The organism is Rhizobium sp. 0TCS1.26 (assembly GCF_050455525.1).
Taxonomy (GTDB): Bacteria; Pseudomonadota; Alphaproteobacteria; order Rhizobiales; family Rhizobiaceae; genus Neorhizobium.
The window spans coordinates 769,619-785,839 of sequence record NZ_JBCIYV010000002.1 but is presented as its reverse complement, the minus strand read 5'-3'; the positions used below and the strand labels follow the sequence as shown (position 1 = coordinate 785,839).

At 63.7% G+C, this 16,221-nt stretch carries 12 protein-coding genes and 1 tRNA gene; 7 read left to right on the top strand and 6 right to left on the bottom strand.

Annotated features, from left to right (window positions below):
* Positions 1-32: 32 nt before the first annotated feature.
* On the bottom strand, positions 33-269 hold the full coding sequence (locus AAIH46_RS11020; protein ID WP_430305904.1) for a hypothetical protein: 237 nt from the start codon (positions 267-269) through the stop codon (positions 33-35).
* 188 nt (positions 270-457) lie between these two features.
* Positions 458-1,747: an isocitrate lyase gene (gene aceA / locus AAIH46_RS11015; protein WP_430305903.1), complete on the bottom strand. Its 1,290-nt coding sequence runs from the start codon at positions 1,745-1,747 to the stop codon at positions 458-460.
* 233 nt (positions 1,748-1,980) lie between these two features.
* Between aceA and AAIH46_RS11010 the strand changes: the two genes are divergently transcribed.
* From AAIH46_RS11010 to AAIH46_RS10990, 5 genes are all read left to right on the top strand, one after another.
* Positions 1,981-3,402 carry a helix-turn-helix domain-containing protein gene (locus tag AAIH46_RS11010; RefSeq protein WP_430305902.1) on the top strand — a complete coding sequence of 474 codons (1,422 nt, stop codon included), beginning with the start codon at positions 1,981-1,983 and terminating at the stop codon, positions 3,400-3,402.
* Between the two features lie 140 nt (positions 3,403-3,542).
* Entirely contained in the window at positions 3,543-4,637 is a 1,095-nt protein-coding gene (locus AAIH46_RS11005; protein ID WP_430305901.1) for a polyamine ABC transporter substrate-binding protein, read from the top strand.
* Positions 4,638-4,727: 90 nt separating this feature from the next.
* Positions 4,728-5,879, top strand: coding sequence for an ABC transporter ATP-binding protein (locus tag AAIH46_RS11000; protein ID WP_430305900.1), 1,152 nt, complete (start codon positions 4,728-4,730; stop codon positions 5,877-5,879).
* A gap of 9 nt (positions 5,880-5,888) precedes the next feature.
* Complete coding sequence (locus tag AAIH46_RS10995) at positions 5,889-6,797, top strand: ABC transporter permease subunit (protein ID WP_430305899.1); 909 nt, start codon at positions 5,889-5,891, stop codon at positions 6,795-6,797.
* Between the two features lies 1 nt (position 6,798).
* On the top strand, positions 6,799-7,617 hold the full coding sequence (locus AAIH46_RS10990) for an ABC transporter permease (protein ID WP_430305898.1): 819 nt from the start codon (positions 6,799-6,801) through the stop codon (positions 7,615-7,617).
* Between the two features lie 64 nt (positions 7,618-7,681).
* Here AAIH46_RS10990 and AAIH46_RS10985 read toward each other — a convergent pair whose 3' ends face one another.
* The 3 genes from AAIH46_RS10985 to AAIH46_RS10975 form a co-directional block, all read right to left on the bottom strand.
* On the bottom strand, positions 7,682-7,918 hold the full coding sequence (locus tag AAIH46_RS10985) for a DUF378 domain-containing protein (protein ID WP_430305897.1): 237 nt from the start codon (positions 7,916-7,918) through the stop codon (positions 7,682-7,684).
* 70 nt (positions 7,919-7,988) lie between these two features.
* Positions 7,989-9,821, bottom strand: a complete 1,833-nt coding sequence (locus AAIH46_RS10980; protein ID WP_430305896.1) for an AsmA family protein — start codon at positions 9,819-9,821, stop codon at positions 7,989-7,991.
* Between the two features lie 473 nt (positions 9,822-10,294).
* A complete protein-coding gene (locus AAIH46_RS10975; RefSeq protein WP_430305895.1) occupies positions 10,295-14,344 on the bottom strand; it encodes an ATP-binding protein in 4,050 nt (1,349 codons plus the stop codon).
* A 241-nt stretch (positions 14,345-14,585) separates the two neighbouring features.
* On the opposite strand from AAIH46_RS10975, the gene AAIH46_RS10970 reads away from it, so the two are divergent.
* The gene (locus AAIH46_RS10970; RefSeq protein WP_430305894.1) at positions 14,586-15,032 is read left to right on the top strand and encodes a phasin family protein; all 447 of its coding nucleotides are present in this window, start codon (positions 14,586-14,588) and stop codon (positions 15,030-15,032) included.
* 145 nt (positions 15,033-15,177) lie between these two features.
* Positions 15,178-15,254 (top strand) — tRNA-His (locus tag AAIH46_RS10965).
* A 66-nt stretch (positions 15,255-15,320) separates the two neighbouring features.
* Here AAIH46_RS10965 and AAIH46_RS10960 read toward each other — a convergent pair.
* Complete coding sequence (locus AAIH46_RS10960) at positions 15,321-16,202, bottom strand: LysR family transcriptional regulator (protein WP_430305893.1); 882 nt, start codon at positions 16,200-16,202, stop codon at positions 15,321-15,323.
* Positions 16,203-16,221: the final 19 nt, after the last annotated feature.

Genomic DNA, 16,221 nt, shown 5'->3' with positions numbered 1-16,221 from the left:
TCTCTTCAGCGTAATCCCGTGGAAGACGGCGATCAGCGCTGAGCCGCGACGATCACCGGGATCATCAGGTCGCCCCAGTTGCCGTCGCCGCCGTGGTGGCGGGCCGAACGCACCAGTTCGACCGAGACGCCGGCCTCGACCGCCTTCATCACCGAATGGTTCAGGCGATGCAGGTCATTGGCCAGCATGCGGATCGCCGCCTGCTGATCGGTCGTCATCGTCGTGCTCTGCTCGTCGGCGCGTTCCTTGACGCGGGTCTGGACGTTCATGGCATTTCTCCTCTTGGGTTCTTGAGTTTCATGTCGGGTTGAAGGCCCCTCCCAACCCTCCCCACAAGGGGGAGGGCTAATCCGGCCGCACCCTTGGATGTGGGAGGCGACGGGTGCCACGCAGTCTCTCCCCCCTTGTGGGGGAGATGGCCGGCAGGCCAGAGAGGGGTTTCACTTACGAACCCGGCCTATTCCGCTGCCGGGCGGAACTGCTCGTGCTCGGTCGATTCGTGCATGGCGGTCGTCGAAGACTGGCCGCCGGTGATCGCCATCGACACGGCGTCGAAGTAGCCGGTTCCCACCTCGCGCTGGTGCTTGGTCGCCGTATAGCCGCGGGCCTCGGCGGCAAATTCCGCCTCCTGGAGCTCCGAATAGGCGGCCATCTGCCGGTCCTTGTAGCCGCGCGCCAGCTCGAACATGCCGAAATTCAGCTGGTGGAAGCCGGCCAGCGTGATGAACTGGAACTTGTAGCCCATCGCCCCCAACTCGCGCTGGAACTTCGCAATCGTCGCGTCGTCGAGGTTCTTTTTCCAGTTGAACGACGGCGAGCAGTTGTAGGCGAGCTTCTTGCCGGGATGTGCCTTGTGCACGCCTTCGGCGAACTTCCGCGCCTGCTCCAGGTCTGGCTTGGAGGTCTCGCACCAGATGAGGTCGCAGTAGGGCGCATAGGCGACGGCGCGGGCAATGCAGGGCTCCAGGCCGTTCTTCACGTGGTAGAACCCTTCGACGGTCCGGCCGCGATCGTAGTCGACGAACGGCTGGTCGCGCTCATCGATGTCCGACGTCAGGAGCTTTGCCGCCTCTGCGTCGGTGCGAGCGATGACCAGCGTCGGCGTGCCCATGACGTCGGCCGCCAGCCGTGCTGCTGTCAGGTTGCGGATATGCGCCGCTGTCGGGATCAGCACCTTGCCGCCCAGATGGCCGCACTTCTTCTCCGATGCCAGCTGGTCTTCGTAGTGAACGCCGGCAACGCCCGCCTCGATGAACGCCTTCATGATCTCGAAGGCGTTGAGCGGACCGCCGAAACCGGCTTCGGCATCCGCGACGATCGGCGCGAACCAGGTGTCGACCGACAGGCCCTTGCCCTCCGAGGTCTCGATCTGGTCGGCACGCTGCAACGTCCTGTTGATGCGCTTGGCAAGCTCAGGTGCGGCATTGGCGGGATAGAGCGACTGGTCGGGATACATGGCGGATGCGGTATTGGCGTCCGCCGCTACCTGCCAGCCGGAGAGATAGATCGCCTTCAGCCCGGCGCGCACCATCTGCATCGCCTGGTTGCCGGAGAGCGCGCCGAGCGCATTGACGAAGTCCTCGCTCTCGAGCAGCTGCCACAGCCGGTTGGCGCCCATCTCGGCAAGCGAGTAGCGGATCTCGATGGAGCCGCGCAGCCGCTCGACGTCCTCGGCGCCGTAGGGGCGTTCGATGCCGTCGAAGCGACCGGCTGGAGCATTGCGAACGAGTGTGTAAAAATCTGTCATGATTGTGTCTTCCTCCCTGTGCGGTACCAACCGGCTTACCCGATCATCGGATCTGGTGAGCCATTATCTGACGGTAATTTACACAGGGACGAAGAGGCTCGGAAGAAAAGAAGCAGAAACAGCGTGGTAATTCGGGTCAGACTGTCTTGCCTTTGACTGCCATCGCTGTAAACTTGTCATAGTTGTAAAAGAGGCCGCAGTGGTGAAACTGTAAAGACTGTGACGGAGGAGATATGGCAGAACGCAAAATCTTCGCCGGACCGCGTGTCCGCCGGCTGCGGCTAAGCCTTGGTCTGACGCAGACGGCGATGGCCGAGGGGTTGGGCATCTCGCCGTCCTATCTCAATCTCATCGAGCGCAATCAGCGGCCGCTCACCGTCCAGCTGCTGCTGCGGCTGTCGTCTGTCTACAAGGTCGATCTCGATCAACTGCAGGGCGAGGGCGGTGGGCTTGCCGTACAGTTGCGAGAGGTGTTTGCCGATCCGCTGCTGGCCGGCGAGATCCCCGGTGATCAGGAACTCGTCGAGGTGTCGGAAGGCGCTCCCAATGCCGCCGTTGGCATGGTCAAGCTCTACCGTGCCTACCGCGAGCAGGCCGCCCGGCTGTCCGATCTTGCCGATCTTCTCGCCCGTGAGGGACATCAGACGTCGCTTGCCGGCACCCGTCTGCCGATGGATGAGGTGCGCGAGACGCTGGAGCGCCGTTCCGCCTTCCATCCGCGCATCGAGGATGCCGCCGAAGCCCTGACGGCGCAGCTGTCGGCCGGTGACGATCTGGCCGGCGCACTGAAGGACCGGTTGCGGACAAGCCACGGGATCGCCGTGCGTACGCTGCCTGTCCACGCCATGCCGACGCTGCGCCGGCGCTTCGACAGGCACTCCATGCGGCTGTTCCTCTCGGAGCGCCTGTCGCCGGCGGACCGGGTGCGGGAGATGGCGCAGGAGCTGGCGCTCCTGTCGTTTGGCCCGGTGATCGCCGCCGAGGTCGAAAGTTTTGCTTTCACAAGCAGCGAAGCCATGCGCATCGCAAGGTTCGACTTTGCCCGGCATGCCGCGCACGCGCTGATGATGCCGTACCAGGCGTTCCTCTCCGCCGCGCAAAAGAGCCGTTACGACATCGATCTTCTGGCGGCGCGTTTTGAGGTGTCGTTCGAACAGGCGGCGCATCGCTTGGTCATGCTCGGTCGGCCGGGAGGCGCGGTGCCGCCATTTTTCCTGATGGAGGCTGATCATGCCGGCAACATCATTCGGCGCGCCGGCGCACAAGGGTTCCCGCATGCCCGCTTTGGCGGGCGCTGTCCCAAGCTCAGCCTTCACGCGGCATTTGCCCAGCCGGGGCAGATCCTCGTGGATCGCGTCGAGATGCCGGACGGCGGCCGTTTCCTCACCGTCAGCCGCACGCTGGAAGGGCCCAAGGCCGCGTTCGGCGAGCGGCTGCGGCGCACGGCGATCCTGATCGGAAGCGAGTGGGATGCGGCGGCCGAAACGGTCTATGCTGCCGCTGCCGAATTGCCGGCAGCCGGTGTCGCTGCGGGAACCGCCTGTCGGCTGTGCGAGCGCCAGGGCTGCCTGTCTCGGGCAGAACCGCCACTCACGCGGCCTCTGGGTCTCGACGAGATGGTCGCGGGCCTCAGCGCCTTCGATTTTCAGGGATGACGGACGTAACCAAACCTGTGTGCGACGCCACATGTTTTCGCTTGTGACGCGCGGCGTTCCTTTCTACTCTTTCTCCAAACGGGAAGAAAAATCATCGCCGTTCGCTTCGTCGGACGGGATGGCGGGAACAGGAGAAGATCATGAAGCCGAACGCGCTCTGCATCATCGGGCTTGCCACGACAATTCTCGGCGCGACCACGGCGCTGGCGCAGGAGCGCGTCGTGCACGTCTACAACTGGTCCGACTATATCGACGAGACGATCCTCACCGACTTCACCAAGGAAACCGGCATCAAGGTCGTCTACGACGTCTTCGACAGTAATGAACTGGTGGAGACCAAGCTGCTCGCGGGCGGTTCGGGCTACGACGTCGTGGTGCCGACTGGTCCCTTCCTTGCCCGCCAGATCCAGGCCGGCGTATTCCAGAAGCTCGACAAGTCGAAGCTGCCGAACCTCGTCAATCTGTGGCCGCTGGTCTCGGAGCGGCTGGCAAAATACGATCCGGGCAACGAATATGCGGTCAACTACATGTGGGGTACCACCGGCATCGGCTACAACGTCGCCAAGGTGAAGGCGGCGCTTGGGGACACTCCGGTCGACAGCTGGGATGTTCTCTTCAAGCCGGAGAATGCCGAGAAGCTGAAGGCCTGCGGCATCAACATGCTGGACGCGTCCGACGAAACCTTCGCGATCGGCATGAACTACATCGGCAAGGATCCCGACAGCAAGGCAACCGCCGATCTGCAGGCTGGCGGCGAGGTCTACAAGCAGATCCGCCCGAGCATCAAGACCTTCAACTCGTCGGCCTATATCAACGATCTCGCCAATGGCGACATCTGCATGACGGTCGGCTGGTCGGGCGATATCCTGCAGGCGAAGTCGCGTGCCGAGGAGGCCAAGAACGGCGTCGAGATCGAGTACGTGATCCCGAAGGAAGGCACCTATATGTGGTTCGACAACCTGGCGATCCCGGCAGATGCCAAGAATGTCGAAGAGGCGCATGCCTTCATCAACTACCTGATGAAGCCGGAGGTCATCGCCAAGGCCTCGAACTACGTCCAGTATGCCAACGGCAATCTGGCCGCCCAGAAAGTCATGGAAGATTCGGTGGTCAAGAACCCGGCCGTCTATCCGAGCGAGACGACGCTTGCCAAGCTCTTCACCATCTCGCCCTACGGTCCGAAGGAGCAGCGGGTGATCAACCGCGAGTGGACGGCGATCAAGACCGGCAAGTAAGCTGTCAAGACGGCGGCGAATACCGGTGGCATGAAGGGTAGCCACCGGTCCATGGTCGGATGGCTTGATGGGAACGGATAAGGGCGGGGCATGGCGAAAACTCTCGGACCGGTTAAGCGGAAATTCTCACCCTGGACCGATTCCTCGGCCAAGCCCTTCATCCGTTTCGAGAACATCACCAAGCGCTACGGTGATTTTACCGCAGTCGATAACCTGACGCTCGATATATACGAGCGCGAGTTCTTCTCGCTGCTTGGCCCCTCGGGTTGCGGCAAGACCACACTCATGCGCATGCTGGCCGGCTTCGAGGAGCCGACCGAGGGGCGCATCTTCCTGCAGGGCAAGGACCTGTCGGGCACGCCGCCCTACAAGCGGCCGACCAACATGATGTTCCAGAGCTACGCGCTGTTTCCGCACATGACGGTCGAGAAGAACATCGCCTTCGGTCTGCAGCAGGACGGGCTGTCGAAGGCCGACATCGCGGCGCGTGTCGAGGAGATGCTGAAGCTCGTCAAGCTCGACAGCTTTGCGAGGCGCAAGCCGGCGCAGCTTTCGGGCGGCCAGCGGCAGCGCGTGGCGCTTGCCCGCTCGCTTGCCAAGCGTCCGAAGGTGCTGCTGCTCGACGAGCCGCTCGGCGCGCTCGATCGCAAGCTGCGCGAGGAAACCCAGTTCGAGCTGATGGACATTCAGCATACGCTTGGCCTGACCTTCCTGATCGTTACCCATGACCAGGAAGAGGCGATGACCGTGTCGGACCGGATCGCGGTCATGGACAAGGGCGAGGTGGTCCAGGTGGCAACGCCGGCCGAGATCTACGAGGCGCCGAACAGCCGCTACGTGGCGGAATTCATCGGCGACATCAATCTCATGGAATGTTCGGTGGTCGGCAACCGCGCCGGCGATCCGCCGGTCGTGACGCTCGAATGCGACGGGCTGACAGTCGCCGTCGAGCAGGAATGCGCAGCCTCCGTCGGCGATCGTGTGGCCTTTGCGGTGCGTCCGGAAAAGGTTCGCATGTCGATCGACCCGCCGGCCGATAGCAGCGTCAATGCCGTGCACGGCGAAGTCTGGGACATCGGCTATCTCGGCGACTTTTCCGTGTTTCTCGTCAGGCTGGAGGACGGGCGCATCATTCGCGCCGCCCAGGCCAATGTCGCGCGGCTCGTCGACCGCCCGATCACCTTCGGCGACATGGTGTGGCTCAGCTGGCCGCTCGATGCCGGCCTCGTCTTGATGCGATAGGAGGGACGGATGGCGGACACCGGCGCTGCTTCGCAAACCAATCCGCTCCGCTGGCTGGTGGTGGCGGTCCCCTACATCTGGCTTCTGCTGTTCTTCGTCGCGCCCTTCCTGATCATCCTGAAGATTTCGCTGTCTGATACGGCGATCGCCATGCCGCCCTACACGCCGACCTTCGGTGGCATCGGCGCCATCGGCGAATTCCTGTCGCAACTCGATTTCGAGAACTACGCCTTCCTCGGCGACGATCCCCTCTATATCGGCGCCTACCTGTCCTCGCTGCGCATCGCGCTGATCTCGACGCTGATGCTGCTGCTGATCGGCTATCCGATGGCGCTGGCCATGGCCCGTGCGCCGTCGACTATCCGCCCGACGCTGCTGATGATGGTGATCCTGCCGTTCTGGACCTCCTTCCTCATCCGCGTCTATGCCTGGATCGGCATCCTCAAGCCGGAAGGACTGCTGACCCTGCTGTTGCAGAGCCTGCATCTGCTGGGCCCGGACGAGCAGGTCAACATCTTCCGCACCGACTACGCGGTGTTCATCGGCATGGTCTATTCCTACCTGCCGTTCATGGTGCTGCCACTCTATGCGGCGCTGGAAAAGATGGACGGCACGCTGCTGGAAGCCGCCAGCGATCTCGGCTGCCCGCCGTGGAAGGCGTTCTGGAAGATCACCTTTCCGCTCTCCCTGCCGGGCGTCATCGCCGGCGCGCTGATCTGCTTCATTCCGATCACCGGCGAGTTCGTCATCCCGGATCTGTTGGGCGGCGCCGAAACGCTGATGATCGGCAAGACGCTGTGGACGGAGTTCTTTGGCAATCGCGACTGGCCGCTGGCATCCGCGGTCGCGGTGCTCCTGCTGCTGGCGCTCGTCATCCCCATCGTCATTTTCCAGAACCAGCAGCAGAAGGTGGGATGAGATGAAGCCATCCCGTTTCGACAGCACCATCCTGACGATCTGCTTTGCGTTCCTCTATATCCCGATCGTCATCCTCGTCGTCTACTCGTTCAATGCCTCGAAACTCGTCACCGTCTGGGGAGGGTTTTCACTCGAATGGTACCGGGTGATGTGGTCGAACCAGGGGCTGATGGATGCGGCCTGGGTCACCGCGCGGGTCGGATTGCTCAGCGCCACGCTCGGAACGATCCTCGGCACGCTCGCCGCACTGACGCTCGTCCGCTACCAGAAATTCCCTGGCCGCACCGCCTTCACCGGCATGATCTACGCGCCGCTTGTCATGCCGGAAGTCATCACCGGGCTGTCGCTGCTGCTGCTGTTCGTCGCGGTAAATGTCGATCGCGGCTTCTGGACGGTCACCATCGCCCATACGACATTCACGATGTGCTATGTGGCGATCATCGTCCAGTCGCGGCTGTTGACCTTCGATCGCAGCCTTGAGGAGGCGGCACTCGATCTCGGCTCTCCGCCGGTGAAGACCTTCTTCACTATCACCCTGCCGCTGATCCTGCCGGCCATCGTCTCGGGATGGATGCTCGCCTTCACCCTGTCGCTCGACGATCTGGTGATTGCCAGCTTCACCACCGGGCCGGGTGCCACGACGCTGCCGATCAAGATCTACAGCCAGGTGCGCCTTGGGGTGACGCCGGAAATCAACGCCATCTGCACGATCCTCATCGGCTTCGTGACGCTCGGCGTCATCGCCGCGTCGATCGGCACGAAGCGCGCTGAGGTCAGGCGGATCCGGGATGAACATGCTGCGGTGCGCGCCATCGGTTGACGCACGCAAAAACGCCGGCCCCGCGAGGGACCGGCGTCGTACATCATGAACTCAGGAACGGCTATTAACGGTGGCCGACATGTGCCTGAGCGGCGGTTTCACCGACCGACATGGCGCGGGAGAGCGGGATGAGCTGCCACAGGGCCGACAGACCAACCAGCACGTAGACGATGGTTGCCAGCGTCGTATCCTGACCGCCGAAGATCGTTGCGACGAGGTCGAAGTTGAACAGGCCAACCAGCAGCCAGTTCAGGCCGCCAACGATGATGAGAAGCAGGGTGATGATGTTGAGTGCACGCATTGATCTGTCCTTTCAGAGAGTTATGTGACTCTAGAACTGACACTTGCGCAGTTTGTTCCTTTCGGCTTTTTTAAGGCGAAGGATCATTTGGGGCGAGCGGCAGCGCTGGCCAGATCACCGGGTCCGGCCACGCGCCGCCGATGAACAGGTTGAGCGGCGGTAATCCGCCCGCCGTGTCGTCAAGGGTTGCTGACAGAGACAGGCTGTGCGTCAGGTAGGGGATGACGCCGGCAAGCGAGAGTGTCTGCTCCGCGCTCACCATCTTCGCCGTCCGGATCTCGGCACTGCCAGCCGACAGGTCAGCGAGCACTTCGAGCGTATCGAACCCCGTATTTCCGCTGCCGGCCTGGTTGAGCGAAAAGTAGGAACTGGTGGCAGCAAGACCTCGGATCTTGTTCATCGCAAGGCCCGAAATCGTGCCGTTCTGCCCCGTAAGATGCAGTGTGCCGGCAAGATCCTCGGGACGTGCCTGAGCAACCGCCCTGCTGAGTGACAGGTTGGCATCGAGTGATACCGGTCCGGCGATCTGCGGCCCAGAGAGCGACATCTGCTGGGCAACGCTTTCCGCATCGACATTGCGGGCCAAAAGCGTGAGGCTCGTTACCGGCTGCGGTGCAAGGTCCATGCGCAACTGGCCGGTCAGGCTTCCGGTAGAAAGGTCGCTGTCGAGGATGTCCACCTGCGCGCGTCGGGCATCGGACAGGATGCTGACCGCGGCGTTCGTCAGCGCCAGCCTGCCGAGGCGCGCCTCGTTTGCGGAAAATCGGACATCGAACCCGAGCTGCCGCTCGAAGGGTGGCAGGGCCGCGGGATCGAGCACCTCCGCTTCCGTGCGGTCATCGGAGATTGCCGTCACCAGCGCCCAGAGATCCAGCCGGTCGAAGGCGAGCGTGCCGGTCACGCGAGGCGGCAGCTTGTCCGTCGCCATGATCAGGTCCATGACGCCGGTGCCGCGCGTTCCGTTGGCGGCGATTGCCATACGGTCGAACCGCAGCACTCGGTCCAGGGTTATGAGGCTCGCCGACAGGGTCAGATCGGTCAGCCGATCGGCGGTGTGGATCGGCAGGTTCGCCCAGCGGACCACATCGGCGACCCTCGGCACGCTGAGCTGCAGGTCGCCCGAGAAGAACGCATAGGTGGCGAGATCGGCGCGTCCGGAAAAGCTGAGCGAGGCAAGCGCCGATTGCAGCGACGCGGTGATCTCGGTGCTGCGTCCGGCAAGCAGCATCAGTGGCTGCGGCGAGCCGAGGTCGATATCCATCACCTGGTCGCGCACTGCGGCGCGGATCCTCAGCCTGGCTGCGGAGCTGAGACGCGGCCACGACAGCGATCCCTGGATGTCCTCGAGTGCCAGCCGCCGACCGTGCGTATCGGCGATCTCCAGCCGGCCGCCGGTGATCTCGACATCGCCGATGACCGGGTCGGGGGTCTCGGTCGTGGCGGTCGTCGTCTGTGCTGACGCACCGGCAACGGCCCGCCCCAGCAACCCGTCACTGCTCCAGTTAAGCTTTCCGGCATCATCGACGGTCACCTTGATATCGGGCGACACGAGATCGAAGTCCTCGAACACCGGCTTGCCGCGCAGTGCTTCGAGAATGCTGAAACGCGCCGACATCGCGCCGATCCGTCCGAGTATCTCGGCGTCGGGACCATCGCCGTCGCGGATGGTGATGCCGCTGAGAGTGACCAGCGGTCGTGGCCAGAAGGTGAGCTCCGGCGATCCTTCAATCGCGACCTCGTGACCGAGCCAGGCTTCGACGGCCGTCTCCATGCTTTCGCGCACGAGACTTGAGGAAACGAGTGCCGGAGCAAGAATGCGAAACAGCAGGACCAGCACCAGAAGGCCGGCGCTGGCGATCAGCGTGGTCCGGGCAAGCATGCGGCGCGGTTTGGCGGAACTCATGTGTCTGAGCCGTTGCTTTCTGAAACAGGGTGGCATGGATGCCGTGGCGTCTGGTTAGCTGAATTGCGAGACGCTTGCAAACACAGGGGTTTGCATGTGGTGGCGCTAAAATAAGGCAATGTTTTCAGCCTGCTGACCGTGGACCCATTGTTTCAGCGATGTCGAATTGTGCGATACCGTACCGATCGACTGGAAAGCGCATCTCGGGAGCGAGGACGGCCGCAGTTTTAACAGGTTGTTAATCTGCAACCCGGACGATGAACTCAGACTGGCGGACAAGCGAGCAGTCCGCGTTCTGGAACTATTCTGGACCATTCCATCAGCATCAACTTGAAGGCAGCCTCGGCTGCCTTTTTCTTTGGCTGGACGCTGCTGCCTTCGGTCGATCTTACCGAACCTTCACTGACCGAGATCAGGCGCGCGCCGCACCCGTCAATGCGCCGACACCCGATGTGCCGCAGCTATTGCCTCCGTCAGTTCGCCAGTACCCGCTGCGAGGGGAAGGTGATTTCGACCAGCGTTCCCTCGTTGGGCGCCGAATTGATGGCGAAAGCGGCGCGATTGGCATCGACCATCGCCTTTGTCAGCGGCAGGCCAAGCCCGGTTCCGTCGCCGCGTTTGCGGCCGGCGCCGGCCACCTGGCGGAACGGCTTCATGGCAAGCTCGAGCTCGGCCCGGGTCATGCCGATCCCCGTGTCGCGGATGCGAAGCACGACATTGCCGTTCGCCTCGTAGGCGCTGGAGACGACGATCTGCCCGCCGGAAGGCGTGAAGCGGATGGCATTCGACAGGATGTTGAGGACGATCTGCTTGATTGACCGCAGGTCGGCGACCACCGGCGGCACTGCCTGCGACAGGGCCGTGCGGATGATCACCCGCTGGCTGTTGGCCTGCGGCTGGACCAGCGACACGGCTTCCGAAACGGTCTCGTTCAGCCCGACGGCGGCGAAATCCAGCTCCATCTCGCCGGCCTCGATCTTCGAGATGTCGAGGAGGTCGTTGACGATGTCGAGGACATGACGCCCGGAACGACCGATATCGTTGGCATACTCGACGTAGCGCGGGTGGCCGATCTGGCCGAGCCGCTCGGTCGCCATCATGTCGGCAAAGCCGATGATTGCATTGAGCGGCGTACGGATCTCGTGGCTCACATGTGCAAGGAAATCGCTCTTGTGCGCATTGGCGGTTTCGGCGGCGCGCTTGGCGTTGCGAAGCTCCTCTTCGGTGCGCTTCCACTGGGTGATGTCGCGGATGACGGCGCAGTAGCCGTGCGACGAGGAGAGGTGGCCGATGGTCATGAAGATCGGCAGGAAGCCGCCGGATGCCTCGCGGCCGATCACCTCGCGGCCATCGTTCAGCAGGCTGGCGACGCCGTTGCCGGCAAGCCCGGCGAGATAATCGAGCACCGACTTCTGGCTTTCATGCGCAAACAGCATGACGAAGGGCCGGCCGGTGGTTTCCTCGTTGTCGTAGTTGAAGAGGGCGCTGGCCGCCCGGTTCATCGAGCGGATCTCGCCTTCGCCGCCGATCGTCACGACGCCATCGGTCGCTGTGTCGAGAATGGCGCGAAGTTCCTCCACTTCGACCTCCAGGCGCGACAGCTCACCGCTATCCACTTCCGTGTCCGCCGATGGAGCCGATGGATGGGCGGCAAACTCCGTCATCGGCATCAGCGCCAGAATGAGTGCCGAATTGCCGTCCCAGCGGATCGACTGCAGGCGGGCGCTCACCGGAACGACCACGTCGTCGGCGCGCACCACGACCATGCCGCCGGCTTCCGCCGTCTTGTCCTCGAGATCCTGGCGCTGCAGCAGCGCGTCCAGGCCGCCGACCTCCGACAGTGCGTCGAGGGCGGTGTAGCCGGTCAGCCGCAGGAATTCCGGATTGGCATGGATCAGCCTGTCGCCGCTGTGGACGAGAAGCGCCACCGGCATCTGGTCGATGATGTCCGCCGATAGCTCCGGGCGCGGCCGCAGCGGGATGGCCTGCGCATAGGCCTCGCTCAGCGAGATCTCTTCCTCATCAGGCGCGTCATCGTGCGCTTCTTCGGCTGAGGCAAGCTCTTCCTCCGCTTCGGCCACCAGATCGGCGGCGTCATCAGCAGCCTCGGCCTCGGTGGTTTCCGCACCGTCTTCGGCAATCTCGTCGTTCGCGTCGGCGAAAACCTCCTCCTGCGCTGCGACCGGACCGGCTTCATCGTCTCTGTCCGCTGGAACGGAATCGGCGGATGCCTCGACCGTCGTTTCGGACGCGGGCGCTCGCGGATCCGGCTGCAGGCCCTGGTCGGGCGCCGGAACGACGTCATCCGGCGCGGGGCGCGGGGCCGATGTCGCCACCGTCTGGGCATCTGCGGCATCGGGCTCGACAGGTGCAGCGGTCAGCGTGTCGTCCGGCCGTCGGAACACGTCAAGGCGTCGGGCGATCTCACGGAAATTGGCCTGCTCGCCCGGCGTCAGCCGGTCGTTGCCGGTCAGCCGCCGCTCGTCGAAACGCACGACCTTGTCGGAAAACTGCTGGCTCGGCGCATCGACGATCCGCAGCACCGGCTTTTCGGTTGCGGGAAGCTCGGTTGCCGGGCGACTATCGTCTGTCGGTGTTTCGGCCGGAGCGTTTGCAGCTGTGTCCAGGGTCTGCTCATCGGCGTCGTCTTCCGGAACACCTGCATCCTTCAGCGCATCGGCAGCCGACGGCACCAGCTCCTCGGTCGGCGGCTCGACCGATACGAACCTCGTCGGCTGGTCGCGAGCCGTGTCGGGCCCGGCAGCGGCCGTATCCGCATCAGAGGCTTCGACATCCGTGGCGACAGCCTGGCTATCCTGCGCCTCGCGTTCGATCTCCTCGGCCGTCGGCACGAGCTCGACATTTGCCGGCTCCGGCGAAGCGGCGAGGGGGACGGCATCGTCGAAAACATCGTCGTCAGGCACCGGCGACATCGCGGCAGCAGGTTCAGCCTCATCGGCGACGCCGGGCTCATCGGCGGGCGTCGTCGCCCGCAGCGCCTGCCGTTCCGCCTCGGATGCGGCAAGCACAAGTCCGGTCGCCAGCGGATCCGGTTGCGCGTCGGCCATCCGCAGGATGCCGAAACCGCGGAAGCCGTCGAACTCTCGGCTTCGGGTGTAGGTCGGCAGGGCAGCGAGGTCGATCGGCACCGCCAGTGAGGTTCCCTCGATTGGCCAGCGAATGGTTTTGCCCGACCACGTGTCGCGGCGGCGCAGCAGTTCGTCGATCTTGCCATCCGGGTCGAGGTTGAAGAGGGCCGCGACATCGGCGAAGGAAAGCCCGACGACATCGGCCGCATGCGGACCGACGGCCGCTGCAAGTTCCGGCGAGACTTCGCGGAACAGTCCTTCGGCATCGATCTTCCAGACGAAGCGCATGGCGCGCGCATCGGTTCGCGGCGAAAAGACGGGCGTCGCTTCAGCTCGTGCGGACGGGGCGGCTTGCGCGATCGGCGCGGAGACTTCGGGCGCGTTGCCTTCGGATACTGCGTCTTGCGCCGCGGCAGCCAATTCAGGCGCCGGTTCGGCCGGCTCCGCATCGCTGTCCTGGCCATCGGACAGGGTCTCATCCCCGCCGGCGTCGTCGGCCGTCGCAACGTCCTCGGCGATCGGCGTGAACGGGCTTTCTTCCTCGGCCTCGTCTTCCAGCTCGTCGATGGCGGAGACGGCGGTCAGCGCTTCCTCGAAATCCGGTGCGACGACGGCCAGTCCCGGCTGCTCGACAAGCACGTCGTCGACGGGCAGAGGCTCCTCCGGTGCGGTACCGAAATGCTCGGCCTCCGGGGCCTCCGCTGCCTCCGCCGCCTCCTCCGGCTGCGCAGCGTCTTCGATAGCGAGGTCCGGATCCTGCGGGGCGCCGGTCTCCGGCTGCACGAGGAACAGAAGATGCAGCGCCGGCTCGTCGGAAAGCTTTGCCACGGCACCCGGAAGGTAGCCGAAGGCGGTCGGCACCGGGCGCTTCACCAGCCGTTCGCGGCCGCCGCCGGCAAGCGTCACCAGCATCCGCGCCGTCTGCTGCGTCAGCTGCAGGCTGTCAAACTGCGCCGAAGCGGAGATGATGCCGCCCGTTTCGTCCAGCACCGCCACATGCGTTGACGGATCGTCGAAGCCCACCAGCATCTGCCGGGCGCACTCCGCAGGCTTGGGGTCCATGGCGCCGGCCGGCACCGCAAGCAGCACGGCTTCGGCGCCATCCGCCAGCCGGATGCGCTCGCAGAGCGCCGTTACCGCCACCTTCTGGAATCCCTTGGTCATGCGCATGAGGAAGGTGCGGCTGTCGCCCGGACGTTTCAGCTGGCCTGCCGTGGCCGCCGCCTGCCGCAGGGTCAGGTCGCTCTTTGGCGGACCATGGTCGAGAAAATCGTAGAGACTGCGCGCGCCGAACAGTTCCGCACCGCCGCCGTTCGCCCAAAGCACCTCGGTCATGTCCTGCGAAAACAGCGCCAGCGCCTTGCCCGCGGCGAAATGCGCGCGCACCCGGTCGTGAACGGCGATGTCTATGAAAGGATATTGCACAGAGGACATGGCGGGCCTTGCAATGAATGCCGTCTTCATCTCACGCGGACGGCAGATTAACACATTGTTAGTAACTTCCCAGCCCCGCCAGATCCACAATCCCTGCGACGGAATTGCCGAACAAGGTTAACCGGAGTTAACGATTTGTGCGATGCACAATAATGTTGCAGTGCACAACAAGAAGTGCTATATAAGAACTCAAGCAGGCTCCGCCATCGGCGCCGTGACCCCCATAAAAGGAGAGTCTCCCATGGCATACAGAACTGACGATATCTTCTCGTTCTCCGCATTCGACCCGTCCAGGATGACCGACAGCCTGCGGGAGATGGCCGAAAAGAGCGCCACCCAGTCCCGCGATGCCTTCGGCAAGATGAAGTCGGTCGCCGAAGATGCCAGCAGGACGCTGGAAGTCACCCTGCAGACGGCGCAGGCCGGCTCGATGGAATTCGGCCTGAAGGCGATCGACGCCATGCGCACCAATGTCGACCTGTCGATGTCGCACATGGAAGCGATGCTCGGTGTCAAATCGGTGGCCGAACTGATCGAACTGCAGACCGGCTTTGTTCGCAAGCAGGCCGAAATGACGGTCGAGCAGGCAAAGCTCATGCAGGACACCGCGCGCAAGGTCGCCGAAGAGGTTGCACGCCCCGGCCGCGAGGCTGCCGAGAAGGCGATGAGCACCTTCAAGCAGGCCTGACCCCCTGTTTCCCATCCATCAAAGGCCGGGCGGTTTTGCCCGGCCTTTTTGCATCGGGTCGTTCCGAGGGGGCTTGCAAAAAAATTGCAATGCTTCTATGTCACGCCCCAGACGCCGCCGGCCAGATTTGCCGGCGACATGGTATGCGGTTGTAGCTCAGTTGGTTAGAGCGCAGGTTTGTGGCACCTGAGGTCGGAGGTTCAATTCCCCCCAACCGTACCATTTTTCCCCGGCACTTCATTTCATTATCGGATCACATCCCCGAAGTTTGCCGGCCAGTTTGGCATCTCACACAAAGATCTGCCGCGCGGTGCCGACGGCATCCTGCAGAAAGTCGACGACGGTGCGGATGCGGGCGAGATCCCGCTGGCTTTCGTGGTAGCTCGTCCAGTAGGTGCGGTGGATCGTTGTCTGCGGCATGACGCGCACCAGGTCCGGGTATTGCCGCGCCACGTAGTTGTGCAGGATGCAGATACCGGCGCCGGAGCGCACCGCCTCCAGCTGGCCGATCGCCGAGGAGATCTCGAAGCCGGCATCCCAGTTGCGCATCACCTCTCCGGTAAAATCGAGCGACGGCGAGAAGATCAGGTCGTCGACATAGCCGATCCGCCGGTGCCGCTTCAGCGCCTCGGCATCCTCCGGCATGCCGTGAAGATCCACATAGCTCTTCGATGCATAGAGGCCGAGCGTGTAGTCGGTCAGCTTCGAGGAAACCAGCCGGCCCTGGTCGGGCTGCTGCAGTGTGATCGCGATATCGGCCTCGCGCAGCGATAGTGAGAAGGAGCGGGGCACCGGCACCAGCTGGATCTTCAGTTGCGGGTGCCGCTCGATCAGCTTTCCGATGCGCGGCGCCAGGAACGACACGCCAAATCCGTCCGGCGCGCCGATCCTGACTGTGCCGGCAATCGCCGTATCGGGCCGCCCGAGGCTTGCCTGCGCCGCCAGCATTTCGGTTTCCATGCGTTCGGCGGAGGTGAGGAAGATCTCGCCCTCGGCGGTCAACTCGCAGCCATGGGTGCGGCGGACGAACAACCGCGTCTGCAAGGCGGTCTCGAGCATCGTCAGGCGGCGTGACAGCGTCGCGTGATTGACGCCCAGCCGTCGCGAGGCGGCCAGAATCTGGCCGCTGCGGGCGATGGCGAGGAAAATGCGGATGTCGTCCCAGTTCATCTCACGGCCGCCAGCAATC